Annotated in this window: 25 protein-coding genes and 1 pseudogene; 13 read left to right on the plus strand and 13 right to left on the minus strand. The window is 63.8% G+C overall.

Annotated features, from left to right (window positions below):
• A pseudogene (locus tag KBY74_RS07740) lies at positions 1 to 483 on the minus strand (peptidylprolyl isomerase); the annotation flags it as partial.
• A gap of 329 nt (positions 484 to 812) precedes the next feature.
• Between KBY74_RS07740 and KBY74_RS07745 the strand changes: the two are divergent.
• A complete protein-coding gene (locus tag KBY74_RS07745; protein ID WP_254942199.1) occupies positions 813 to 1,469 on the plus strand; it encodes a 7-carboxy-7-deazaguanine synthase QueE in 657 nt (218 codons plus the stop codon).
• Here KBY74_RS07745 and KBY74_RS07750 read toward each other — a convergent pair whose 3' ends face one another.
• Positions 1,470 to 1,988 carry an ecotin family protein gene (locus KBY74_RS07750; protein WP_254942200.1) on the minus strand — a complete coding sequence of 173 codons (519 nt, stop codon included), beginning with the start codon at positions 1,986 to 1,988 and terminating at the stop codon, positions 1,470 to 1,472.
• 123 nt (positions 1,989 to 2,111) lie between these two features.
• Here KBY74_RS07750 and queC point away from each other — a divergent pair, with 123 nt between their 5' ends.
• The 4 genes from queC to KBY74_RS07770 are packed head-to-tail and all read left to right on the plus strand — an operon-like array spanning position 2,112 to position 6,493.
• Positions 2,112 to 2,768, plus strand: coding sequence for a 7-cyano-7-deazaguanine synthase QueC (gene queC / locus KBY74_RS07755; RefSeq protein WP_254942218.1), 657 nt, complete (start codon positions 2,112 to 2,114; stop codon positions 2,766 to 2,768).
• The gene (locus tag KBY74_RS07760; RefSeq protein ID WP_254942201.1) at positions 2,765 to 4,102 is read left to right on the plus strand and encodes an anthranilate synthase component I family protein; all 1,338 of its coding nucleotides are present in this window, start codon (positions 2,765 to 2,767) and stop codon (positions 4,100 to 4,102) included. The genes queC and KBY74_RS07760 overlap by 4 nt, the downstream gene beginning before the upstream one ends.
• Entirely contained in the window at positions 4,099 to 4,965 is an 867-nt protein-coding gene (locus tag KBY74_RS07765) for an aminotransferase class IV (RefSeq protein WP_254942202.1), read from the plus strand. The genes KBY74_RS07760 and KBY74_RS07765 overlap by 4 nt, the downstream gene beginning before the upstream one ends.
• 7 nt (positions 4,966 to 4,972) lie before the next feature.
• Positions 4,973 to 6,493 (plus strand): APC family permease, encoded by a 1,521-nt coding sequence (locus tag KBY74_RS07770; protein WP_254942203.1) that lies wholly within the window; start codon positions 4,973 to 4,975, stop codon positions 6,491 to 6,493.
• On the opposite strand, the gene KBY74_RS07775 is transcribed toward KBY74_RS07770, so the two are convergent.
• The 9 genes from KBY74_RS07775 to ureE form a co-directional block, all read right to left on the minus strand.
• Complete coding sequence (locus KBY74_RS07775; protein ID WP_254942204.1) at positions 6,463 to 6,936, minus strand: hypothetical protein; 474 nt, start codon at positions 6,934 to 6,936, stop codon at positions 6,463 to 6,465. The genes KBY74_RS07770 and KBY74_RS07775 overlap by 31 nt on opposite strands.
• Positions 6,937 to 6,974: 38 nt before the next feature.
• Positions 6,975 to 7,709: an urea ABC transporter ATP-binding subunit UrtE gene (gene urtE, locus KBY74_RS07780; protein WP_254942205.1), complete on the minus strand. Its 735-nt coding sequence runs from the start codon at positions 7,707 to 7,709 to the stop codon at positions 6,975 to 6,977.
• 14 nt (positions 7,710 to 7,723) lie between these two features.
• Positions 7,724 to 8,473 (minus strand): urea ABC transporter ATP-binding protein UrtD, encoded by a 750-nt coding sequence (urtD, locus tag KBY74_RS07785; protein ID WP_254942219.1) that lies wholly within the window; start codon positions 8,471 to 8,473, stop codon positions 7,724 to 7,726.
• Positions 8,474 to 8,493: 20 nt separating this feature from the next.
• Positions 8,494 to 9,636 carry an urea ABC transporter permease subunit UrtC gene (urtC, locus tag KBY74_RS07790; RefSeq protein WP_254942206.1) on the minus strand — a complete coding sequence of 381 codons (1,143 nt, stop codon included), beginning with the start codon at positions 9,634 to 9,636 and terminating at the stop codon, positions 8,494 to 8,496.
• Between the two features lie 3 nt (positions 9,637 to 9,639).
• Positions 9,640 to 10,797: an urea ABC transporter permease subunit UrtB gene (locus tag KBY74_RS07795; protein WP_254942220.1), complete on the minus strand. Its 1,158-nt coding sequence runs from the start codon at positions 10,795 to 10,797 to the stop codon at positions 9,640 to 9,642.
• 99 nt (positions 10,798 to 10,896) lie between these two features.
• Complete coding sequence (urtA, locus tag KBY74_RS07800) at positions 10,897 to 12,192, minus strand: urea ABC transporter substrate-binding protein (protein ID WP_396123144.1); 1,296 nt, start codon at positions 12,190 to 12,192, stop codon at positions 10,897 to 10,899.
• Positions 12,193 to 12,311: 119 nt separating this feature from the next.
• Positions 12,312 to 12,908, minus strand: coding sequence for an urease accessory protein UreG (gene ureG / locus KBY74_RS07805; protein WP_254942207.1), 597 nt, complete (start codon positions 12,906 to 12,908; stop codon positions 12,312 to 12,314).
• Between the two features lie 9 nt (positions 12,909 to 12,917).
• Entirely contained in the window at positions 12,918 to 13,559 is a 642-nt protein-coding gene (locus tag KBY74_RS07810; protein WP_254942208.1) for an urease accessory protein UreF, read from the minus strand.
• Positions 13,549 to 14,058: an urease accessory protein UreE gene (gene ureE / locus KBY74_RS07815; protein ID WP_254942209.1), complete on the minus strand. Its 510-nt coding sequence runs from the start codon at positions 14,056 to 14,058 to the stop codon at positions 13,549 to 13,551. Before ureE ends, KBY74_RS07810 begins: the two co-directional genes overlap by 11 nt.
• A 36-nt stretch (positions 14,059 to 14,094) precedes the next feature.
• Here ureE and KBY74_RS07820 point away from each other — a divergent pair, with 36 nt between their 5' ends.
• Genes KBY74_RS07820 through ureC form a run of 4 tightly spaced genes read left to right on the plus strand, consistent with a single transcriptional unit; the run spans position 14,095 to position 17,427 of the window.
• Positions 14,095 to 15,021: an urease accessory protein UreD gene (locus tag KBY74_RS07820; protein ID WP_396123146.1), complete on the plus strand. Its 927-nt coding sequence runs from the start codon at positions 14,095 to 14,097 to the stop codon at positions 15,019 to 15,021.
• Between the two features lie 37 nt (positions 15,022 to 15,058).
• The gene (locus tag KBY74_RS07825; RefSeq protein WP_254942210.1) at positions 15,059 to 15,361 is read left to right on the plus strand and encodes an urease subunit gamma; all 303 of its coding nucleotides are present in this window, start codon (positions 15,059 to 15,061) and stop codon (positions 15,359 to 15,361) included.
• A 12-nt stretch (positions 15,362 to 15,373) separates the two neighbouring features.
• Positions 15,374 to 15,691 (plus strand): urease subunit beta, encoded by a 318-nt coding sequence (locus tag KBY74_RS07830; protein ID WP_254942211.1) that lies wholly within the window; start codon positions 15,374 to 15,376, stop codon positions 15,689 to 15,691.
• Positions 15,692 to 15,702: 11 nt separating this feature from the next.
• Entirely contained in the window at positions 15,703 to 17,427 is a 1,725-nt protein-coding gene (gene ureC / locus KBY74_RS07835; RefSeq protein ID WP_254942212.1) for an urease subunit alpha, read from the plus strand.
• On the opposite strand, the gene KBY74_RS07840 is transcribed toward ureC, so the two are convergent.
• Positions 17,424 to 17,939, minus strand: a complete 516-nt coding sequence (locus KBY74_RS07840) for a PilZ domain-containing protein (protein ID WP_254942213.1) — start codon at positions 17,937 to 17,939, stop codon at positions 17,424 to 17,426. The genes ureC and KBY74_RS07840 overlap by 4 nt on opposite strands.
• A 145-nt stretch (positions 17,940 to 18,084) precedes the next feature.
• On the opposite strand from KBY74_RS07840, the gene KBY74_RS07845 reads away from it, so the two are divergent.
• The 3 genes from KBY74_RS07845 to KBY74_RS07855 are packed head-to-tail and all read left to right on the plus strand — an operon-like array spanning position 18,085 to position 21,343.
• Positions 18,085 to 19,524 (plus strand): circularly permuted type 2 ATP-grasp protein, encoded by a 1,440-nt coding sequence (locus tag KBY74_RS07845; RefSeq protein ID WP_254942214.1) that lies wholly within the window; start codon positions 18,085 to 18,087, stop codon positions 19,522 to 19,524.
• Positions 19,518 to 20,477 carry an alpha-E domain-containing protein gene (locus tag KBY74_RS07850; protein WP_254942215.1) on the plus strand — a complete coding sequence of 320 codons (960 nt, stop codon included), beginning with the start codon at positions 19,518 to 19,520 and terminating at the stop codon, positions 20,475 to 20,477. Before KBY74_RS07845 ends, KBY74_RS07850 begins: the two co-directional genes overlap by 7 nt.
• The gene (locus KBY74_RS07855) at positions 20,462 to 21,343 is read left to right on the plus strand and encodes a transglutaminase family protein (RefSeq protein ID WP_254942216.1); all 882 of its coding nucleotides are present in this window, start codon (positions 20,462 to 20,464) and stop codon (positions 21,341 to 21,343) included. Before KBY74_RS07850 ends, KBY74_RS07855 begins: the two co-directional genes overlap by 16 nt.
• Here KBY74_RS07855 and KBY74_RS07860 read toward each other — a convergent pair.
• Positions 21,340 to 21,759, minus strand: coding sequence for a GGDEF domain-containing protein (locus KBY74_RS07860; protein ID WP_254942217.1), 420 nt, complete (start codon positions 21,757 to 21,759; stop codon positions 21,340 to 21,342). The genes KBY74_RS07855 and KBY74_RS07860 overlap by 4 nt on opposite strands.
• Positions 21,760 to 21,965: 206 nt before the next feature.
• Here KBY74_RS07860 and KBY74_RS07865 point away from each other — a divergent pair.
• Positions 21,966 to 22,264 (plus strand): GAF domain-containing protein (locus tag KBY74_RS07865; protein WP_396123150.1); only part of this gene is annotated, 299 nt, incomplete at its 3' end.

Consider the following 22,264-nt stretch of genomic DNA (forward strand, 5'->3'; position numbering starts at 1 on the left):
AGGGGGGGCTGTGCGCAAACGATCAACCAAAGCAGGGTGGGCTTGGGTAAGGGGCACCGGGCCAACAATGCCGCGGGTGGCCTGCTCGGGGCCTTCGGCGTAGGCGGCGGCGAGATCGGCGAAGTTGGCATCGCCGTCATCAATACGCAAGTAGAGCTCGCGGGCGAGACCACCATCGCGGAGGCGCAGCAGGCTGTAAACGACGCGATCGAGCTGGTTCTTGCGCTGCAGAAAGCGAGCCTCGGCCTTGGCGGAGAAATCGCCTTGGCAGAGGAGCTGCAGCTGCAGGGGTTGACGCATCTGCGCCTCGAGGGCGGCAGGGCTGAGCATGCGGGCTACTGCCCAGGCTTTGAGGGCCTCAGCGTCGGGGATTTGGTGCTGACGACAAAAAGCCTGCCTGGCCGCATCTATTTGCTCATCGCTTAGGGCAACATTGCTGGCCGCCAAAGCCAAAAGATTGGTACGCACGTAGGGCTCAAGCAAGCCAAGACGGGCCAAATCTTTCAGCGAAACCGACGAACTCTCTTGAGACTCATCTAACATTTATAAGATTGCCCATGGGCGACTTGATGCCAATATAACAATTTGCCAATGCATTTGCGCGAATCGAAATTGCTAAAGCGCCAATCTTACAGACCCAGCCATCTGCTGGTCATCGCTGGATGCAAGGGGCAATGTGGCGCAATTCGATCCGAGCTCGCATTCTCCCTGATTCACCAATTGGGCCTGGGCTGGCCTGCACGCGAAGCTCTCTGCGCCAAAAGGAACGCCAAGCGTTAGACCAATCAGGCAATTCCATTCCCCTCCGCCCGGTGCCCCAGCCCCTGGCCGCCGATTCGCTGCCAGCAACTGCCCTGCCAGTAGTGGAAACCTTCCACTCCCTCCAGGGTGAAGGCCTGCAAGCCGGCCGCAGCGCTTTCTTCATCCGCCTGGGGGGCTGCGCGGTGGCCTGCCCCTGGTGCGACACCAAACACTCCTGGCCTGCCGATCTGCACCCCCAGCGCCCCCTGGCTGAGCTGGCTGGCGAAGCCGAGGCCGCCGCCGAAGCCGGTGCCGCTTTTGTTGTGATCACCGGCGGTGAACCGCTGCACCACAACCTGGGCTTGCTCTGCCAGGCCCTGGAGCCCTCGGGCCTGCCCCTGCACCTGGAAACCAGCGGCGTGGATCAGCTCAGCGGCCGCTTCGCCTGGATCACCCTTTCGCCTAAGCGCCACCGCCCTCCCAGCACCGAGCTGCTTGCCGCCTGCCAGGAGCTCAAGGTGGTGGTGCACGAGGCCGCCGATCTGGCCTTTGCCGCAGCCATGGCCGTCCAAGCCCGGGAGGCGCGCGGCGGGAGTCCTGGACCCGAGCTGCTGCTGCAACCAGGCTGGGACTCCCCAGCCGGCCAGGCCCTGGCGATCGATTACGTGCGCCGCAACCCCCAATGGCGGCTCAGCCTGCAGAGCCACAAGTTGCTGGGATTGCGCTGATCACTGCAGCTGCGCCGGGCGCTCCTGGCTTTCCGCCTTCCACAGCCGCCAGCGCAGCTCCAGCGGCCGAGGGGCATCGACCACGATCGGGCGGCTGGCGTTGTATGGCACCACAAACGCCTTACCGGCCATCGGCACAAAGCCGAAGCGACGCGGCTGGTCCGCCGGACAGGCCATGCGGGTGGAGGCCAACTGCCCCACATCCGTGACCCGGTAGATCACCGGTCCGCCCTTCTGTGCCGGCTTGACGGCGCGGAGCTTGCCGCCGAACATTTGGCGATTGCAATCGAGTTGGACCATGTGTCCCACCAGCAACTGCACCCGCCAGTCGGCGGGGTTTGACGACAGGGCGGCATCGGAGTTGGGGGGCAGCACCCCCGGCAGCTGAATCACCCAGCGCCGGTCGCCGGCAGCGACTTTGGGGTAACTGGAAAGATCCAGCCGCGGAACCGCCGAGACGGGCGCTGCAGCGAGCAGCAAAACAAGCGCCGCGTTCTTGATGCCCCTGGCCCAATTCATGTCCACATATGCGCTGTTATGGCCATCGTGGCGGCCGCAAGCGGCGCTGGCATTGGGGAAGATGTACTTCTGTACAAGCGCCTCAACGCCATCGCCAGCCCAGTAGCCGTGTCTGCCGCAACCATGCCCGCCCCACCCCTCGCCATCGCCCTGCTCTCCGGCGGCCTGGATTCAGCTACCGCCGCGGCCCTGGCGATTGAAGCCGGTTATCAGGTGATCGGGCTGTCGCTGGATTACGGCCAACGCCATCGCCGCGAACTGCAAGCCGCGGCCGAACTGGCACCGCTCCTGGGGCTGGCTGAACACCACACCATCGCCGTCAACCTGGCCGCCTGGGGTGGCTCCGCCCTCACCGACACCGCCATCGCCGTGCCCAGCGCCGGGGTTGAGGCGGGCGTGATCCCGAGCACCTATGTGCCGGGACGCAACACCGTGTTCATCGCCTTGGCGCTGAGCCTGGCTGAGGCCCGCGGCGCCGAGAAGCTGGTGCTGGGAGTGAATGCTGTCGACTACTCCGGCTACCCCGACTGCCGTCCCGACTACCTCGAAGCCTTCCAGACCCTGGCTGAGCTGGCGAGCAAGGACGGCCGCGAAGGCCACGCCGCCCAGCTCTGGGCACCCCTGGTGACCTGGAGCAAAACCCGGATCGTGCAAGAGGCCCGGCGGCTCGGCGTACCGATCGAGCGCACCTGGAGCTGCTACGAGGGCGGCGAGCAGCCCTGCGGCATGTGCGACAGCTGCCGCATCCGCGATGCCGCCCTGCTGGCAGCCGGGGTATGAGCCCGCCCCGCCAGCTCGAGCTCCTGCATCACCCCCTGCCCTGGCGGGATCCCTGGCCCCTGGTGCAAGCCCTGGCGGCCGAGCTGGGGAGGGAAGGTCTGGTGTGGCTCGATAGCGATGGCAGCGCCCAGGGCCCCTGCAGCCGCCTCGGCCTGGCGCCCCTGGAGCAGTGCATCTGCCGCGGCCTACCGGGGGAGACCGGAGCCAGTGATCCCTTTGCGCTGCTAGCCGATCTGGCCGCTGGCGGCGGCCATTGGATGGGCTGGCTCAGCTACGAAGCCGGGGCCTGGGTGGAGCCGGCACCCCATTGGCAGTCGCCCGACATGGCCCTGCTCTGGGCTGCCCGCCACGACCCGGTGCTGGTGTTTGACCATGGCAGCCAGCAGCAGTGGCTGGAGGGTCAAGATCCAGCGCGGCTAAGCAGCTTCGCTGCCCTGTTGGAGCGGCTTGATCTAGGCGCCGCGCCAGGGAGCCAAGCCCCGGCCGCAATCGCGCCAGCCTCCTGGCACTGGCACACCCCACCGGAGCGCTTTGCCGCCCAGGTGGAGCAAGTGTTGGCCTGGATCGCCGCCGGCGATCTTTTCCAAGCCAATCTCACCGCCTGCTGCGAGCACACCTTATTAAGCCCCGCCGATCCCCTTGGCCTTTACGGCCGCCTGCGCGAGCTATGCGCCGCCCCGTTTGGCGGCCTGGCAATCGCCGGCGGGGCGGCGGCGGGGGAGGCGGTGCTGTCGGCCTCGCCGGAGCGATTCCTGCGGGTGGGGGAGGGCGGCCAGGTGGAAACCAGGCCGATCAAGGGCACCCGGCCGCGCCATGCCGATGCCGACGCCGATGCCGACGCCGCCGCCGACCTGGTGACCAGCCCCAAGGACCGGGCCGAGAACGTGATGATCGTCGACCTACTGCGCAACGACCTGGGCCGGGTGTGCAAGCCAGGCTCGATCCAGGTGTCCCAGCTGGTAGGGCTGGAGAGCTACCGCCAGGTGCACCACCTCACCTCGGTGGTGCGGGGCCAGCTGGAGCCGGGGCTGAACACGATTGACCTGCTGCGGGCCTGCTGGCCAGGCGGTTCGATCACCGGCGCCCCCAAGATCCGCGCCTGCCAGCGCCTGCATGGCCTCGAGCCGGTGCCGCGGGGGCCCTACTGCGGCTCCCTATTCAGGATTGGCAGCGACGGCCAGTTCGACAGCAACATCCTGATCCGCTCGCTGCTGCTGCGCGGCCAGCGCCTACGGGCCCACGCCGGCTGCGGCATCGTGGCCGACTCCGACCCCGCCGCCGAAGCCGAGGAGTTGGGCTGGAAACTGCAACCGCTACTGGAGGCCCTGGCATGAACACCCCAATCGCCTGGTTGGGCGACGGCACCGGGCAAGGGCGCTGGGGGACACCGCAGACCCTGACCCTGCCGATCAGCGATCGGGGCCTGCTGCTAGCCGATGGCCTGTTTGAAACCCTGCTGGTGGAGGCAGGTCACGCCTGGCTGCTGGAGGAACACCTCGCTCGCTGGCAGAGCTCGGCGGCGCTGCTGGGGCTGCCGCCACCGCCAGGAGCGGCAACCGTGCAGCCCCTAATCGCCGCAGCGATCGAGCGCAGCGGCATCGGCAAGGCCCTGGGCAGCAGCGGCGCCCTGCGACTCAACTGGAGCCGCGGCAGCGGTGCACGGGGCATCGACCCGCCTAGCAACGGCAGCCCCAGCTTCTGGCTGCAGCTCAGTGCCATCAAACCGTGTTTTGAGCCGGTGCGAGTGATCGTTAGTCCCACCGAAACCCGCAGCGCCACCAGCCTGCTGAGCCGCTGCAAGAGCTTCGCCTACGGGGCCTCGATCCAGGCCCGCCGCCAGGCCCTGGAGGATGGTGCCGACGACGCCCTGCTGGCCAGCTCCGCCGGCGGCCTCTGCTGCGGCACCAGCGCCAACCTGCTGGTGTGCCGCGGGGGCTCCTGGATCACCCCGCCCCTGAGCAGCGGCTGCCTGCCGGGGGTGATGCGGCAGCGGGGTCTGGATCGGGGCCTGATCACTGAAGCCCCGGTCAACGAGCAAGATCTGGCCAGCTGCGAGGCGGCCTGGTTGATCAACAGCCTGGGCTGCCGGCCGATCAGCCACCTGGGCGCCCGACCGATAGCCAACCCCGCTCCATCTGGCGGCGGCAGCCAGGAGGCGGAGACGTTCTGGCGACAACTCCTGCAGGCCAGCCCATGACCCGGCGATGACCAACTCCGAACTCTCGCGCCAGCTGGGGCTGCGCAGCCTCACCCTGGCCGTGGTGACGAGCACTATCGGCTCAGGCTGGCTGTTTGCCCCCTTTTACGCCGCCCGCAGTGCCGGCCCAGCAGCCCTCTGCGCCTGGCTACTGGGCGGAATGTTGGCCTTCAGCCTGGCCCTGGTATTTGCCGAACTGGGCTCCCTGGTGAGCAGTTCCGGCGCCCTGGCCCAGATCCCCCTGCTCAGTCACGGCCGCACCGCCGGCTTCATCGGCGGCTGGAGCGCCTGGATCGCCTACCTGGCCCTGCCCACCATCGAGGTGCTGGCGGTGATGCAATACCTGGCCAGCAGCTTCTCCTGGCTGACGGCCGATGGAGGCAGCGGCCAGGTGCTCAGCGGTCCAGGCCTAGCCCTGGCCACCGCCCTACTCGCATTGCTGGCCTGGATCAACCTGGCAGGGGTGGGCTGGCTAGCCCGCTGGATCGACGGGCTCACCGCCTGGAAACTGGCCGTACCCCTGGTGATCTCGGTCACGCTGATGCTGGCTTCGGGCCACTGGGGCAATCTCGCCGCCAGCCGCCTAGCCCCGGGCGAAACCCTGCAGGGCATGGTGACGGCGATCAGCAGCGGCGGGATTTTGTTTTCGCTGCTGGGCTTTCGCACCGCCATGGATCTGGCCGGCGAAACCCGCCGTCCCCAGCGCACCGTGCCCCTGGCCATGGCCCTTGGTCTGGCCATCTCCCTTGGCATCTACCTAATCCTGCAGCTGGCCTTCCTGGTATCCATCCCCCCCGACCAGCTGGCTGGCGGCTGGGCCCGACTTGAGCTCACCGCCCACGGCGGACCCCTGGTGGCCCTGGCCATGGGCCTGGGTCTGGGCTGGGTGGCGCGGCTGCTGCTGCTAGATGCGGTGATCTCCCCGAGCGCCACGGCCATGGCCTACATGGGCGCCTCGGCGCGGGTGAGCTGGATGATGGGGCGCTGCGGACTGCTGCCCAGCAGCTTTGGGCGGCTCAACCGCCAGGCGGTGCCCTCAGTCGCCCTGTTAATGAGCCTGGCGATGGGGGTGTTGATGCTGCTCAGCGGCCCCAGCTGGCAAACCGTGGTGAGCTTCCTCACCGCCACCTTGGTGATCGCCCTGGCCATGGGCCCGGTAAGCCTGATAGCCCTGCGCCGGCAATTGCCCGATGCTCAGCGGGCTTACCGATTGCCCTGGGCCGGTGTCTGGTGCAGCTCCGCCTTCGTGCTGGCCACCTGGGCGATCAGCTGGTGCGGCACCAGCTCCCTGCGAGGAGCCAGCCTGATCGTGCTGGTGCCGGCCGGGCTGTTTGCCCTGGCCGATCGCCAGCAGCTACGCCATGGACTTTGGTGGTTTCTGTACCTCGGCGGCATCGTGGCCATCACCTGCGTGCCGCTGGGCCTATTGGCCCAGCTGGCTGCTCTAGCTATCTGGGCCTTGGTGGTATTTCCGATCGCCACCAGCTCCCGACTACCTCAGTTGCAACCCATGGTGGAAATGCGATAAGTGAAACCAGTGGCCGCCTGGTCTGCACTGGCACCAATCTTGAAGTTGAGCTGGCTCACGGTTTTGCCGGGAATGGCGGGGAAGGGGCCCCACATGCGGCCGGTGCCCATCTGGGGTGCAAACGACTCATTGATCACCTGCAAGCTGGAGCCGTCAGTGAACTTGAGATAGCCCTGGATGGGGTAGGTGGCACTCACCGAGGAGTTGGCGGTGAAGAAGAACTTGTAGCTGCCGTAGGGCTGAGTAACGAAGAAATCGGTGTTCCAGTTGGGGCGGCCAAAGGGATTGCCTGCACCGATAGTTTTGGTGATGACGTTGGTGGTGCCATCGCCACCCACTGGCGCCAGGAACTGGCAGGTTTGGGCCTGGACTGGAGCCAAACCGGCAACCAGGGTGGTGCCGCACAGACCGGCCGCGAAGACCGCCACAAGGGAAGGGCGCATCAAATTTCTAGGTGACTTTGATCAGCCTATTTCTAGCCTCAAACGCTCAAGAAGCGCTGGATCATCTCCGAGCTGAGATCGGCCGTGGCGCCACTGGCCACGATGCCGCCCTTCTGCATGGCGTAATAACAGTCGGATTGGCGCACAAAACTGGCGTGATGCTCCACCAGCAACACCGAAATGCCCGTCTCTCGAATGATCCGGCTCACGGCCCGCTGGATGTCGAGCACCACCGAGGGCTGAATGCCCTCAGTTGGTTCATCCAGCAGCAGCAGACGGGGCTTGCCGAGCAGAGCCCGGGCGATGGCCAGCTGCTGCTGTTGACCACCGGAGAGATCGCCGCCACGGCGAGCCAGAAACTTCTCCAGCACCGGGAATAGCTCAAACACCAGCGGGTCGATATGGCGATGGCGGCCCATACCCCCCGGCAGGGCTTCCAGACCCAGCAGCAGGTTTTCGCGCACGCTGAGCTGGGGAATGATCTCCCGCCCTTGGGGCACATAGCCAATGCCCGCCCGGGCGCGGCGGTGGGGGGCCAGGCCGCCGCAGTCGCTGCCTGCCAGCTCGATGCAACCGCTGCGCTGGGGCACTAGGCCGATGATCGACTTGAGCAGGGTGGTTTTACCAACTCCATTGAGCCCGATCAAGCAGGCCATCTGACCAGGCGCAATCGATAGATCGACGTTGCGCAGGATGTGGCTCTCCCCGTAATAGACGTTGAGCCCGCGCACGCTCAGCAAGCGGCTGGATTCGCCCTGGGCTGGGGTAGTCATGGTGGCAGAAGCAGTCATACGTCGTCCTCAACACCGAGATAAACCTCGATCACGCGGGGATCGCTCTGCACCGTCTCCATCGTGCCCTCACAAAGCACGTGTCCCTCATGCAGCACGGTCACAGGGCAATCGAGCTCGCGGATGAAGTCCATGTCGTGTTCGATCACCAGCACGGTGTGATCGCCAGCAAGGCTGCGCAGCAAAGCACCGGTGCGCTCGGTCTCCTCCTCGGAAAGGCCGGCCACCGGCTCATCCACCAGCAGCACATAAGGGTCTTGGGCCAGCAACATGGCGATCTCAAGCCATTGCTTCTGGCCGTGGGAAAGGCTGCCGGCCCGCCGGGAGGCATGGGCCTCGAGGCCAACCACGGCCAGCAACTCTTGAACGCGCTGGCGCTGACGGCTATCGAGGCTGCCAAACAACAGCTTGAAGGGTGAGTGGCTGCCTTTAACAGCCAGCTCCAAATTGCGGCGAGGGCTGAGGTTTTGGTAGACGCGCGGCGTCTGAAATTTGCGCCCAATGCCTAGCCGAGCGATGCGGTGCTCAGCAATGCCTAACAACGAGCGCCCCCGAAACACCACGTCGCCTTTGGTGGGGCGCACCTTGCCTGTGATCACATCAAGGAAGGTGGTTTTACCCGCCCCATTAGGGCCGATCACGGCCCGCAGCTCACCGGGTGCCAGGGAGAGGTTGAGATCGTTGAGGGCCCAAAAACCATCGAAGCTGACGCTGACACCGCGTAGCTCCAGCAACGGGGCGACCAAAGGGGCGGCAATAGATGCAGTCATGGGGCACCTCCAGGAGGAAGGTCGGACCTAAACGCCTGGCGCTCCGCCTGCGCAGCAGGGTCAAGATCCAAGCCTGGATAAGTGGGAGCCAATGGTGGCCAGCCAACCATGGACTGGATATGGCGCGGGCCACCCTGACGCCACCAACCAACCAAGCCATCAGGCAGGGCCGTGACCACCAATAGGAACAAACCACCCTGGATAAACAGCCAGGTTTCCGGCAGTTGTTCACTCACCAGGCTCTTGGCGTAGTTGATCAAAACGGCACCAAGCACGGCTCCGATCAAGGTGCCGCGGCCACCCACCGCCACCCAGATCACCATCTCAATAGAGAAAGGCACGGCCATGTATTGGGGCGACACAATGCCCGACTGCACGGTGTAGAGGGCACCGCTCACGCCAGCCATGGCACCGGCAATGGCAAACACAAGTGTTTTGTAGGCCGTGGGGTTGTAGCCGGTGAAACGCAGGCGCGGCTCGTCGTCACGGATGGCGATCAAGGCATCGCCAAAGCGACCACGGGTGAGCCAGCGGCAGAGCAACCACGCAGCCATCACCAGCACCACAGTGAGCCAGAAAAGGTTGCGCTGCATGGCATCACTGCCCACCAGCTCCCCAAAGATCCGGGCGGTATCAGTTTTGAGGCCATTGGTGCCATTAATCAGCTTTTGCTGGCCATTAAAAAAGTTGAAAAAGACCAGCAGGGCCGCCTGGGTAAGAATCGAAAAGTAGACCCCCTTGATGCGGTTGCGGAAAACTAGATAACCAAGCACACCTGCCACCAAGGCTGGCAACACCCATATACACAAGCCCGTAAACACAGCCGACTGAAATGGCTGCCAAAAAACAGGGAGCTGCTTAACTCCATAAAGCCCGAAAAACTCAGGCAACTCCCCAGGCGCCAGAGATAAGAGCTGCAAATGCATGCCAATGGCATAGCCACCTAGGGCAAAGAAGATGCCCTGACCCAGGCTCAGCATGCCAGTAAAACCCCAGATCAGATCTATACCCAGGGCTACGATTCCCAGGGACAAAAACCGACCCAGCAGGTTGAGCCGGAACGGCGGCAAAATCACCGGCAAGATGAACGCTGCTGCCACAAGCAGCAGCCACGGCAACCAGGTGCGCAATTTCGCCATGGCTCAGGCCTCCACCAGCCGTCCCTTCTGCGGGAACAGGCCAGCGGGCCTGAACTGCAGGAACACGACGATCAGAGCAAACACGAGCACCTTTGCCATCGAGGTGGTGGCAAAAAATGTGATCAGCTCATTGAGACCTGCTGGCATGGCTGGCCAGAGCAGCAGTAGGGAGCCAGAGCCGATCACATAGCTGAGCACTCCAATACCCAGGGCCGCTACAACCGTGCCGAGAAGTTTGCCAACCCCACCCAACACCACCACCATGAAGCAGTCAACGATGTAGTTGCCGCCAAGGTTTGGGCCCACGGAGCCGAGCAAAGTCACAGCCACACCAGCCACTCCAGCCAAGCCCGATCCCACCAAAAAGGTGAGCGCATCGACGGTTTCGGTGGGAATTCCCAGGCAGTCGCTCATCGAGCGGTTTTGGGTAACGGCCCGGATGCGAATCCCCCAGACGCTCTTCTGCAGAAACCAATGGACCGCCACCAGGGCAATCGCCGTAAGAGCAACAATGAACAGGCGTGCCGTTGGCATATTGACACCGCCGAGTTCAACCGAACCACGCAACCACAGCGGAGCAGTGACGTCTAGGTTGCGAGCGCTAAACCAGGGCTGATCCAGCACCCTAAAACCACCCAATCCGGAGGCCAAGATGATGCCGATCAGACCAGAAATTAGCCAGGTAGCCACTGCAAGCAATGGGGTCCAGCGCCGTTGAGCCCAGTAGCTGGGCCACAACCGCGGTGTGGCCAGGCCTAGAGCCACGGCCACCACAAGCCCCACAACAAAGGCACTGCTCACCGAGCGTACAAATTGCTGCAAAATCAGGCTTACCCCCCAGGTTGCCAAGAGAGTTTCCAACGGCCTGCCATATAGGCGCCGAATTACGGTTTTTTCCAGCAACAAACCCGCCAAACCACTAACTAAAAAAGCAAGCGGTATCGCCACCAAAATGTAGATGGGGAAAAGACCCTCCAGAGGGCCATTTTTAAATAGGTTTTGCACCACGAAGGTGGTGTAAGCCCCGAGCATCATCAACTCGCCGTGGGCCATGTTGATGACCCCCATCAAGCCAAAGACAACGGCCAAGCCAAGGGCGGCCAGCACCAGCACCGAACCGATGGCCAAGCCATTGAAGAGTGTGTCGTAAAGAAGATCCATGGCGCCCAACAGGGCTCGGCAAGGGAAAGAAAAATAAAAACGAAGTGAAAAGGGGGAGACAAGCTCCCCCGATCTCAAGTCAATAGGCAAGCCCAGGGCTCACATCTTGAACTTACCGGCGTCAGGACGATCCTGGGTCCAATCGCAGGTGTAACCCTTGGTTGCGGGAACAAACTGGTTCCAGGCAATCGGCTTGAGAACTCCCTTGTTCTCGATGATCTTGAACATGCCGTCCTTTTGGACCTCACCAATCATCACCAGCTCGGTGGTGTGGTGATTGGGCTGCACCTCGATCTTGCCCTGGGGGGCATCGAAAGTCACACCGATTAACGCCTTACGCACTGCGTTGTCATCAACGCTATTGGCCTTCTCAGCCCCAGCGGCCCAGAGGTAGACCATGTTGTAGGCGGATTCAGCCGGGTCATTGGTGACCCGATTCTCGCCGTACTTGGCCTTGAAATCAGTAGTGAACTTCTTGGAAGCCGGGGTGTCGAGACTCTGGAAGAAGTTCCAGGCCGCATAGGTGCCTTCCAGATACTCGGGGCCAATTGCCGCAACCTCCTCCTCAGCAATTGAGAAGCTCATAATCGAATAGCCATTGGCAGGGGTGATGCCAGCAGCCTTCATCTGCTTGAAGAAGGCGACGTTACTGTCGCCGTTCAGAGTGTTGACAATCACGCCACCCTTGGGCAGGGCCTGCTTGATCTTGGCAATGATCGGAGCCACCTCGGTGTTGCCAAGCGGCAGGTAGTCCTCACCCACCAGATTACCACCCTCAACCTTGAGCTGCTCCTTCATGATCGTGTTCGCGGTGCGCGGATACACGTAATCGGAGCCCACTAGGAAGAAGTCCTTGCCCTTGTTCTTGAGCAGCCAAGAAACAGCCGGTTCAGCCTGTTGGTTGGGGGTGGCACCGGTGTAGAAGATGTTCTTGGAGCACTCCTGACCTTCGTACTGGATCGGATAGAAGAGGAAGTGATCCTTGGCCTCAAACACAGGCAGCATCGCCTTGCGGCTAGCTGAGGTCCAGCCACCAAACACCACAGCCACCTGATCCTGATCGATCAGTTTTTTGGCTTTCTCGGCGAAGGTAGGCCAGTCAGAGGCACCATCCTCTTCGACGGGAACAATCTTCAGCTTCTTGCCATCGATGGTGATCCCGCCCTTGGCGTTGATCTCATCGATAGCCATCAACTCGGCTTCAGCCACCGTGTTTTCGGAGATGGCCATGGTGCCGGAGCGGGAATGCAGAATCCCCACCTTCACTTCACCGTCAAAATCGCCAGAGGCTTTTTCGCCGCCGCCGCCGCAGGCCACCAGCGAAAGGCTGGCTGCCATCGCCGTAGCACCAGCGACATAACGCATGGTGGTTTTGCGCATCAGGGAAGACTTCATAAAAACTCCTACGGGAAACCGCTGAATGTCCCGCTGCGATTTAGCGGTCAGTGGAAGGTATCCAGTTGTCACACGTTGGCCCTGTAGTGGTTGCTACGGATCTCGCAAAAGCAAGCTAATCAGGGCAGCTGGGCCCACAAAAACTGCTCCACCACCTCCAGCCCTTCGCCGCTGCGGATGTTGGTGAAGCACCAAGGGCGCCCAGGGCGCATGCGTTCGGTGTCGGCTGCCATCACCTCGAGGCTGGCTCCCACCATGGGAGCCAGGTCGGTCTTGTTGATCACCAGCAGATCGGAGCGGGTGATCCCCGGGCCGCCCTTGCGAGGGATTTTGTCGCCGGCGGCCACATCGATTACGTAGATGCAGAGATCCACCAGCTCCGGGCTGAAGCTGGCGGCCAGGTTGTCGCCGCCGCTCTCCACCAGCACCAGATCCAGATCGGGGAAGGCCGCCTCCAGCTCGGCCACCGCCGCCCGGTTGATCGAACAGTCCTCGCGGATGGCGGTGTGGGGGCAGCCACCGGTTTCGACGCCGCGGATGCGCTCGGGCTCTAGGGCCCCAGCTCGGGTGAGGAACTGGGCATCCTCCTGGGTGTAGATGTCGTTGGTGACAACCGCCAGCTGCAGGCGATCGCGCAGCCGCCGGCAGAGGGCCTCCACCAAGGCGGTTTTGCCCGAGCCCACCGGCCCGGCTACGCCCACCCGCAGCTTGCTCATCGGATCCGCTCAGCTGCGAAACAGCCTGGAGTACAGCTCGGCGTGGCGCAACTGGGCCAAACCCGCACCCACACCACCGCTCCAGAGCTGGTCGGGATCGGCAGCCGCCAGTTCCAGGGCCCGCTCGGCAATCAAAGGCGCCAGACCCAGCTGCAGGCGCTGGGCCTCGGTGGGTCCTAGAGGCACCAGCCGCAACGCCGCACTGAGCTGGTTTGCCACCCAGCCATACAAGTAGGCCTCAACCAGCTCGGTGGCGGCAACCTCCAGGGCGCGGCCCGCCAGGGCAAAGGCTGCCGGCCAAGCCAGGTTCAAAGCAGGCGGATTGAAGCCCAGCTCAGCCAGCAGCCCCAGGAGCGACGCGCCCATCTGACGCTGCTGGGCGCGCACCTCCGCCGCCTCCCGCAGGGCCAGCAACCAGCTATCGCGCTCGCGCAATTCGGCTGCTTCAGCCAGCAGCAAACCGGGCAAACTGGCCGCCTCCAGCACCAAGGTGCCGCGCTGCAACTCAGCCTCCAACCAGGCCCTCACACCAGCCCCATCCAGCAAAAGCCCGCGCTGCACCAGCACCTCCAAGCCCTCCGAATAACTGAAGGCCCCCACCGGCAGTGCTGGGCTGATCAGTTGAAACAAGCGCAAGCGGCTAGTGGTCATGGCTGTGGCCGTGGCCGTGGATGGGGCTGTGGCCGTGGATGGGGCCGTAGGCACCGGACTCAGGCTGAAAGGGAGCTTGCAGCTGATCCACCTGCAGACCGCGATGCTCCAGCAGGTGGGCCAGCACGGAATCGGCGAGCAGGCGCAATTCACCAGCCCTGATCTCCATGGCCACGTGGCGATTGCCAAGGTGATAGGCGGCCTGGAGCAGGGCCAGGGGATCGGCGCTGCGCACCTGCAACAGCTCCTCCGCAGCCGCCCGCACCTGGACCAGCGGTTCAGCAGCCGTGGCGGCCAGCCACTCTCCGGGTTCCAGGGCTGAGCCCCGGGGCAGCTGCAGCAGCACCTGCCTGCCGCAGGCTGTGCAACGCAACCCCCGCAGCTGGGTGCGCTCCGCCGCCGAAAGGGCAAGCACCAAGGCAGGAACGGCCCCCGGGCTGGCTGCCAGCCCGCGCTCACGCAGCACCAGAGGCCGGTCAGCAGGCTCGGAGCTGGCCATCGCCGGGTGCAGCATGGTGTTTGAACAGCATGCCTGGTGAATCATCCCAACACCATTGCGGCAGGCCGCTGGCACGGCGCCGCTGAGCTGGAGTTCACAGCCCGGCAGGGCAGTCCGGGGGAGCCGCCGGTCACGGTGCATCAGGGCTGGGCTACATCCCCGCTGAAATTGCAACGGGCCTACCCCCAGGCAGACGGCCGCTGCGAATTACCCCTCCTGCACACCGCCGGCGGCCTGGTGGGGGGCGATCAACTCACGGTGCGGGCCCACCTCGCCCCAGGTAGCCAGGCGCTACTCACCAGCGTGGCGGCCCAGAAGGTGTATGGCACGGTGGGGCGCTCCCGTTTGGTGCCGCAGGGCCAGTGGGCCCGCCAAAGTTTGCACTTCAGCCTCGAAGCCGGCAGCGACCTGGAATGGCTGCCCCAGGAGCTGGTGCTGTTTGCCGGCGGACTGCTGGAGCAGAACCTCACGGTGGAGCTGGCGGCTGGGGCCAGCTGGCTGGGCATGGACGTCGTACGGCTGGGCCGCAGCGCCGCCGGCGAAACCCTGGGCCAGGGCTGCTGGCGCTCACGGCTGCAGGTTTGCCGCCGCGGCCCCGAAGGTCGCTGCTGGGAGCTGGTGGATCCCCTGGAAATCAGCGGCGCCAGCCTCGCTGCAGAACACGGCATGGCGAGCCAACCGGTGCTGGGATCGCTGGTGTGGGCAGCGCCGCAGCCCCTGGGGGCCGCTGCCCTAGCCCAGCTGCTGGCCGACTGCCGCAGCGACCGCCAGGGTCTGGAGGGCGACCTGGCCTGCGGAGCCCTTGACCAGGGCCTGATCGCCCGCTACCGCGGCCCTTCCAGCCAGGCGGCCCGGTTTTGGTTCACCAGGGTATGGGCCCGGATCCGGGCCGCACGCGGCCTCAGCGCCCCAGAACTGCCGCGGGTTTGGCCCTTCCAGGAACAGCCCTTGGGTTCAGGCTGAACGGGTCAAGGCGCCCTAAAGCTGCCAAAGTTGGGCCATGCACCTAACCCCCCAGGAAAAGGACAAGCTGCTGATCGTCACCGCCGCCCTGCTGGCGGAGCGGCGGCTCAACCGAGGCCTCAAGCTGAATCACCCCGAGGCCGTTGCCTGGCTCAGCTTCCAGGTGATCGAGGGCGCCCGGGACGGCAAGACCGTTGCCGCCCTGATGGCCGAGGGCACCACCTGGCTCAGCCGCGACCAGGTAATGGAGGGCATTCCGGAGCTGGTAAGCGAAGTGCAGATCGAAGCGATGTTTCCCGACGGCACCAAGCTCGTGACCCTGCACGACCCGATCCGCTGATCACCGAAAACCATGCCCCCCCTGATCCCTGGTGAACTACTGCCCGAACCCGGTGAGATCGTGCTGAACGCCGGCCGGCCCGTGACAAGGCTGCTGGTGGCCAACAGCGGCGATCGTCCCGTGCAAGTGGGCTCCCACTTCCATTTCCACGAAGCCAACAGCGCGCTCAAATTTGACCGCGACGCCGCCCGCGGCCTGCGGCTCGACATTCCCGCCGGCACGGCTATCCGCTTCGAGCCCGGCGACAGCCGCGAAGTGCAGCTGGTGCCCTTCGCCGGCGAGCGCCGCATCTTCGGCTTCAACGGCCTGGTCAACGGACCGCTCGATTAACCCTTTTCCACATGCCATACCGCATCTCCCGCCGCGCCTACGCCGAGACCTACGGCCCCACCACCGGCGATCGGCTGCGCCTGGCCGACACCGAACTGTTTCTGGAAGTGGAAAAGGATTTCACCGTCTATGGCGATGAGGTGAAGTTTGGCGGCGGCAAGGTGATCCGCGACGGCATGGGCCAGAGCCAGACTCCCCGCGCTGAAGGCGCCGTAGACACAGTCATAACCAACGCCCTGATCCTGGATTGGTGGGGGATCGTCAAGGCCGACATCGGCCTGCGCGACGGCCGCATCTGCGCCATCGGCAAAGCGGGCAACCCCGACACCCAAGCGGGCGTGACGATCGTGGTGGGCCCGGGCACCGAAGCGATCGCGGGCGAGGGGCACATCCTTACGGCCGGCTCGATCGACACCCACATCCACTTCATCTGCCCGCAGCAGATTGAAACGGCCCTGGCCAGCGGTGTAACAACCCTGCTGGGGGGCGGCACCGGCCCGGCCACCGGCACCAACGCCACCACCTGCACCCCGGGCGCCTTTCACCTGGCCCGCATGTTGCAGGCCGCCGAGGGCCTGCCGGTGAATCTGGGCTTCTACGGCAAGGGCAACGCCTCCACCCCCGAAGCAATCGAGGAGCAGGTGCGAGCCGGCGCCTGCGGCCTCAAGCTGCACGAAGACTGGGGCACCACCCCAGCCGCGATCGACTGCTGCCTGACGGTGGCCGATCGCTTCGACGTGCAGGTGTGCATCCACTCCGACACCCTCAACGAAGCCGGCTTTGTGGAAGACACGATCCGCGCCATCGGCGGCCGCACCATCCACACCTTTCACACCGAAGGAGCCGGCGGCGGTCACGCCCCCGACATCATCAAAATCTGCGGCGAAGCAAACGTGCTGCCCAGCAGCACCAACCCCACCCGCCCTTACACCCGCAACACGCTCGAGGAGCACCTCGACATGTTGATGGTGTGCCACCACCTGGATCCACGCATCCCGGAGGATGTGGCCTTTGCCGAATCGCGCATCCGCCGCGAAACGATCGCCGCCGAAGACATCCTCCACGACCTAGGCGCCTTCTCAATCATTGCCAGCGACTCCCAGGCCATGGGCCGGGTGGGGGAGGTGATCACCCGCACCTTCCAGACCGCCCACAAGATGAAGTTGCAGCGCGGCGCCCTGCCCGAAGACGCCGCTTCATCTGGAGGGCGCAACGACAACACCCGCTTAAAGCGCTACATCGCCAAAACCACGATCAACCCGGCGATCGCCCACGGGCTCGATTCCCAGATCGGTTCGGTGGAGGTGGGCAAACTTGCCGATCTGGTGTTGTGGAAGCCAGGCTTTTTCGGGGTGAAACCGGAATTGGTAATCAAGGGTGGCTCAATCGTGTGGGCCCAGATGGGCGATGCCAACGCCTCGATCCCCACCCCCGGACCGGTGCACGGCCGGCCGATGTTTGCCGCTTTTGGGGCCGCCCTGGCCCCCAGCTGCCTCACCTTCATGAGCCAGGCAGCCCTCGATGCCGACCTACCCCGCCAGCTGGGCCTCAAACGCCCCTGCGTGCCCGTGACCAACACCCGCGGCGACATCGGCAAGGCCTCAATGAAAAACAACACGGCCCTGCCAAATGTTGAGGTTGACCCCCAGACCTATGAGGTGTTCGCAGATGGGGTGCTGCTCAGCTGCGAACCAGCCGATGTGCTGCCAATGGCGCAGCGCTACTTCTTGCTCTAATCAGCCACCACTTTGGGTTCGCGAGGGCTATTGCGCCGCTCCGGCAGCAGCTGGGGAAGCTGGGGCAGGGGTTCGCAGAAGCCCACCCCCATGGTGGTAAAGGTGCCGGAGCGAACAAACCAACGCACAAAACCCGCCACCCGATGCAAGTCGGTGGTCCGATGCACATTGAAATCAACCTGCAGTGTTTGACCTACCTGTAAGTCATGGTTTCCGGAGATCAGCAGGCACAAGCCACCGAGACTGATGTCGAGGATGTCGGCATAAAACCACTCGGTGCGAGCTTCACCGCCTGGGCTGGGCAGCTGAATCAGCACCGGAGGACAGGGAGGCGCCACCAACCTTTCATAGCGGCGCTGACAATCGACGGGACCCAGGATTTCTAGGTGTTCATCCCCAGTAAGTCTTGTTTCGGCCTCATTGCCCCCTAGATCTTTACCGAAGGGTTCTGCCCAGGAGACATCAGGCCCTCTGGAGACATCGCCAGCAGGATTGGGGAGATGGCTGGGCATCACAAAAGCCCCAGGGAGCTGCCGTTGCTTCACCCTAATGGCGAAAGAAGAAAGAGGCCAGGGACGGAGCTGGGCTTCCGTATCAACCCACACCGGCGTCAACCCCAGCGGGTGGACATGATCCCGCCATGGCAGATGGCGCGGCATGTTTACGGAATACAGACCAAATCGGGGCTACGACGAATACTTCAGTGCCCCTGACCAGCCCCGCAGCACCCTGCGGCCCCTGCTCTCCTCCCTGGGTCAGCTGGGCCTCGATGAACTGAACCGCAATCACGCGGCCGCTGGCGTGTTGCTGCGACGGCTGGGGGCCACCTTTCGCCTCAATGGCACGGGCAGCCAGGGAGGTGAACGCATCCTGCCCTTCGACCCCCTGCCGCGGCTGATCGGTAGCGCGGACTGGCAACGCCTCGAGGCAGGCTTGTTCCAGCGGCTGGAGGCGATCGACCTATTTCTGGCCGATGTCTATGGACCCCAAAAAATCCTCAACGACGGCGTAATTCCGCGGCAGGACGTGGAGAGCTCCCAGGGCTGGCGACCCCAACTGCAGGGCTTCAAGCCACCCCTGGGCCGCTGGTGCCACATCTCCGGTTTGGATTTGGTGCGCGATGGCCAGGGCACCTGGCGAGTGCTGGAAGACAACCTGCGCTGTCCCTCCGGCGTGGCCTACTTCCTGGAAAACCGCCGGGTGATGAAGCGGATGTTCCCGAGCCTGTTTGCCGGCCGCACCGTGCAACCGATCGACGATTACCCCTCCCACCTGCTGCAAACCCTGCGGGAGCTAGCCCCCTGGACCGATACCCCCAAGGTGGTGCTACTCACCCCCGGGGTGTTCAACAGCGCCTACTTCGAGCACAGCTACCTGGCCCAGCAGATGGGCATCCAGCTGGTGGAGGGCCGCGACCTGATCTGCCAGGACGACCGGGTGTGGATGCGCAGCACGGCCGGGCCCGAACCGGTGGATGTGATCTACCGGCGCATCGACGACGACTTCCTCGACCCGGCCGTATTCCGCAGCGATTCGATGCTGGGGGTGCGGGGCCTGATGGCCGCTTACCGGGCCGGTCGGGTGGCAATCGCCAACGCACCAGGCACCGGCGTAGCCGACGACAAGCTGATCTACGCCTACCTGCCGGAGATGATCCGCTACTACCTCGGCGAAGATCCAATAATTGAAAACGTGCCCACCTACCTCTGCGCCAGGGAGGACGACCGGGCCTACGTGCTGGCCCACCTCAGTGAGCTGGTGGTGAAGGCGGTGGCCGAAGCCGGTGGCTACGGCATGCTCATCGGCCCGCACGCCAGCCAGGAGGAGATCGCCGAGTTTGCCGTCAAGATCCAGGCCGATCCACGCAACTACGTAGCCCAGCCCACCCTCGAACTCTCCACCGTGCCCTCGCTGAGCGAAGGTGAATTGTTCCCCTGTCACGTGGATCTACGGCCCTATGTGCTGCGCGGCAAGGGAGCCTGGGTAAGCCCGGGCGGTCTCACCAGGGTGGCCCTGCGCCGCGGTTCCCTGGTGGTCAACTCTTCCCAAGGTGGCGGCTGCAAGGACACCTGGATCGTGAGTGAACAACCATGCTGAGCCGCGTCGCCGACTCCCTTTATTGGATCAACCGCTATGTGGAGCGGGCGGAAAACATCTCCCGCTTTGTGGAGGTGAGCGAAGCGATGGCCCTCGACTGCCCGCCCGGCAGCGCCGAACCCTGGCTGCCCCTGGTTGATGCCAGTGGTGATCGGGAACTCTTCGACCGTCTTTATCCAGAAGGACGCCCGGAGCAGGTGGTGGAGTTTCTGGTGCGGGCCGAGGCCAATCCCAACAGCGTGGTGAACTGCATCGCCATCGCCCGCGAAAACGCTCGCCAGATCCGCGATGTAATCACCACCGAAATGTGGGAGCAGCTCAACGACATCTATTGGACGCTGTTCGACAACAAGGGCTTCTGGGATCAGCCGCCCCAGGAGCAACTTCGGGACATCCGCCGGTCCTGCCAACTTTTCTATGGCATCACGGACGCCACCCTCAGCCGCGACCTCTCCTGGCAATTCAGCCGCCTGGGGCGGGTGCTGGAACGGGCTGAAAAAACCACCCGCATCCTCGATGTGAAGTACTTCCTGCTGCTGCCTTCACCTGATGAGGTGGGCGGCGTGCTCGATGAACTGCAGTGGATCTCCCTGCTGCGCAGCGCCGGGGCCTATCAAATGTTCCGTCAGTCGCGCCAGCAGGCGATCGAGCCCAAGGCGGTGGCCAGCTTTCTGCTGCTCGACCCGATCTTTCCGCGCTCGGTGCGCTACTGCCTGGAGCGCATCCACGAAACCTTGAGGATCGTGCGCGGCCAGGCGGTGCCAGGAGCTCCAGACGAGCTCGAATGCCTCAGCGGCCTCACACTGGCCCGCTGGAGCTACAGCCGCATCGACGAGCTGATTGCGGGAGGCTTGCACGAGTCGATCGACGGCCTGCAGAGCGACCTCAACCGGCTCCATGATCTGATCGAACAGCGCTACTTCATCGCCGACCACGCATGCGTGCCCGCGTAACCCACACCTTCACCTACCGCTACAGCGCTCCGGTGCTGCTGGGTCCGCACCGGTTCTGCCTGAAGCCCCGGGGCCATGGCTTTCAGCGGCTGCTGGACTTCCAGCTGGTAGTGACGCCGGAGCCTGGCCGGCTCTACCCGTTGGTGGCAGCCAGCGGCGATGAAATTCTGCGGGCCCGTTTCAATGGGCCAACAGATGCCTTCATCGTGCGGGCCAGCAGCCTGGTGGAAACGGAAACGGCACCACTGCTGCAGATTTGCCTGGAGGGCAGTGAACCGATGCTGCCATACCCGGTGGGCCAGCTGAACGGTGACCTGGCCGGCAGCCTGGAGGGCTGGCTACCCAATGGCCAGCACGATCCAGCCGCGGTGGACATGGCCCAAGAAGCGCTGATGGGCAGCGATCAACGGGCGCTGATGTTTCTGCAACAGCTGGTGGAGATCATTCAAGACCGGGTCAAGTACACCCAGCGACACGTGGGTCCGGCCTGGCCCGCCGGCCGCACCCTCAAGGAAAGGGTGGGATCCTGCCGCGATCTAGCCATGCTGATGGTGGAAGCCTGTCGCTGCGTGGGTTTACCGGCCCGCTTCGTGAGCGGCTACCACCTGGTGGAACCAAAGCCTGAGAGCTACGACCTGCACGCCTGGGCCGAGGTTTATCTGCCAGGTGCAGGCTGGCGGGGCTTTGATCCGAGCGGCATAGGCGTGATCGATGATCGCTACATCACCTTAGCCACCTCCTCCAGGCCGGAGCTGACCGCCGCTGTCACCGGCAGCTTTTCAGGTCCGAATGGCGTCGAAAGCCTGCTGGAATGGAGCATTGAGGCAGACATCCAAGAGCCGGCCGCAACCATGCAGTCCGCCTAAACAAAAGGTGCCTGCAATTGGGTGTCCTCCATTTCCAGACAAACCACCTGATGGCGGCCGCGATCCTTCGCCACATAAAGCGCGCCATCGGCGGCGGCCATCAACGACTCCAAGTCGTAGCCGCTCGTTCCTGCCGTGGAGCCAACTCCAACGGAAAGCTCCACCTCCACCACGCCGCCGTCGTCCTTACGCAGCGGGCTCACCTGCAACTGCTGACGGGTGCGATCCAACATCTGCACAGCTCGTTCGCGGGGATTTTGCAGGAGGATTATGAATTCATCTCCACCTAATCTCCCCACCAGGTCTGTGCTGCGGCCTGCTCCAGCCAAAAACTTAGAGACATGGCGAATCACCTGGTCCCCCACTTCATGACCATTGTTGTCGTTGATAGCTTTGAAGTGATCGACATCGATCAAAGCTGCAAGCCCTGGTAAGCCAGCTGAGGCTAGCAAGCAAGCAGGAACTTGTTCCCACCAGCATCACCACTGGGATCAGCAGCCTGGAGGGGGATGAACTCAAACCCGATATCCTGCTGGCCCGCTCGGATGCGGACCTACGCCATGCTAGACAAAATGGGAACAGGTAAGTTAACATTTTGATGAGGTTTTGACATCTAGCACGCGTGCAAGAAGCGCCCATACCCGAAGATGATTCGGCTCGCCTCAAGGAACTGCATAGCTACAGCGTACTTGATACACAATCGGAAGCAATCTTCGACGACATTACCCACCTAGTTCAAGATATTACTGGCGCAAAGATAGGAGTTATAAGCCTTATCGACGAAAATCGTCAGTGGTTTAAGTCTTGCGTTGGCCTCGAAGACGCACCCAAGGAAACGCCCAGAAATATTTCATTTTGCGGCCACACAATCGTTCAGCGCCGGCCCTTAATTATAAACGATGCCCTTGAAGATGATCGCTT

The sequence above is a fragment of the Cyanobium sp. A1C-AMD genome (assembly GCF_024346495.1).
In the GTDB taxonomy this organism is placed as follows: Bacteria; Cyanobacteriota; Cyanobacteriia; order PCC-6307; family Cyanobiaceae; genus Cyanobium_A; species Cyanobium_A usitatum.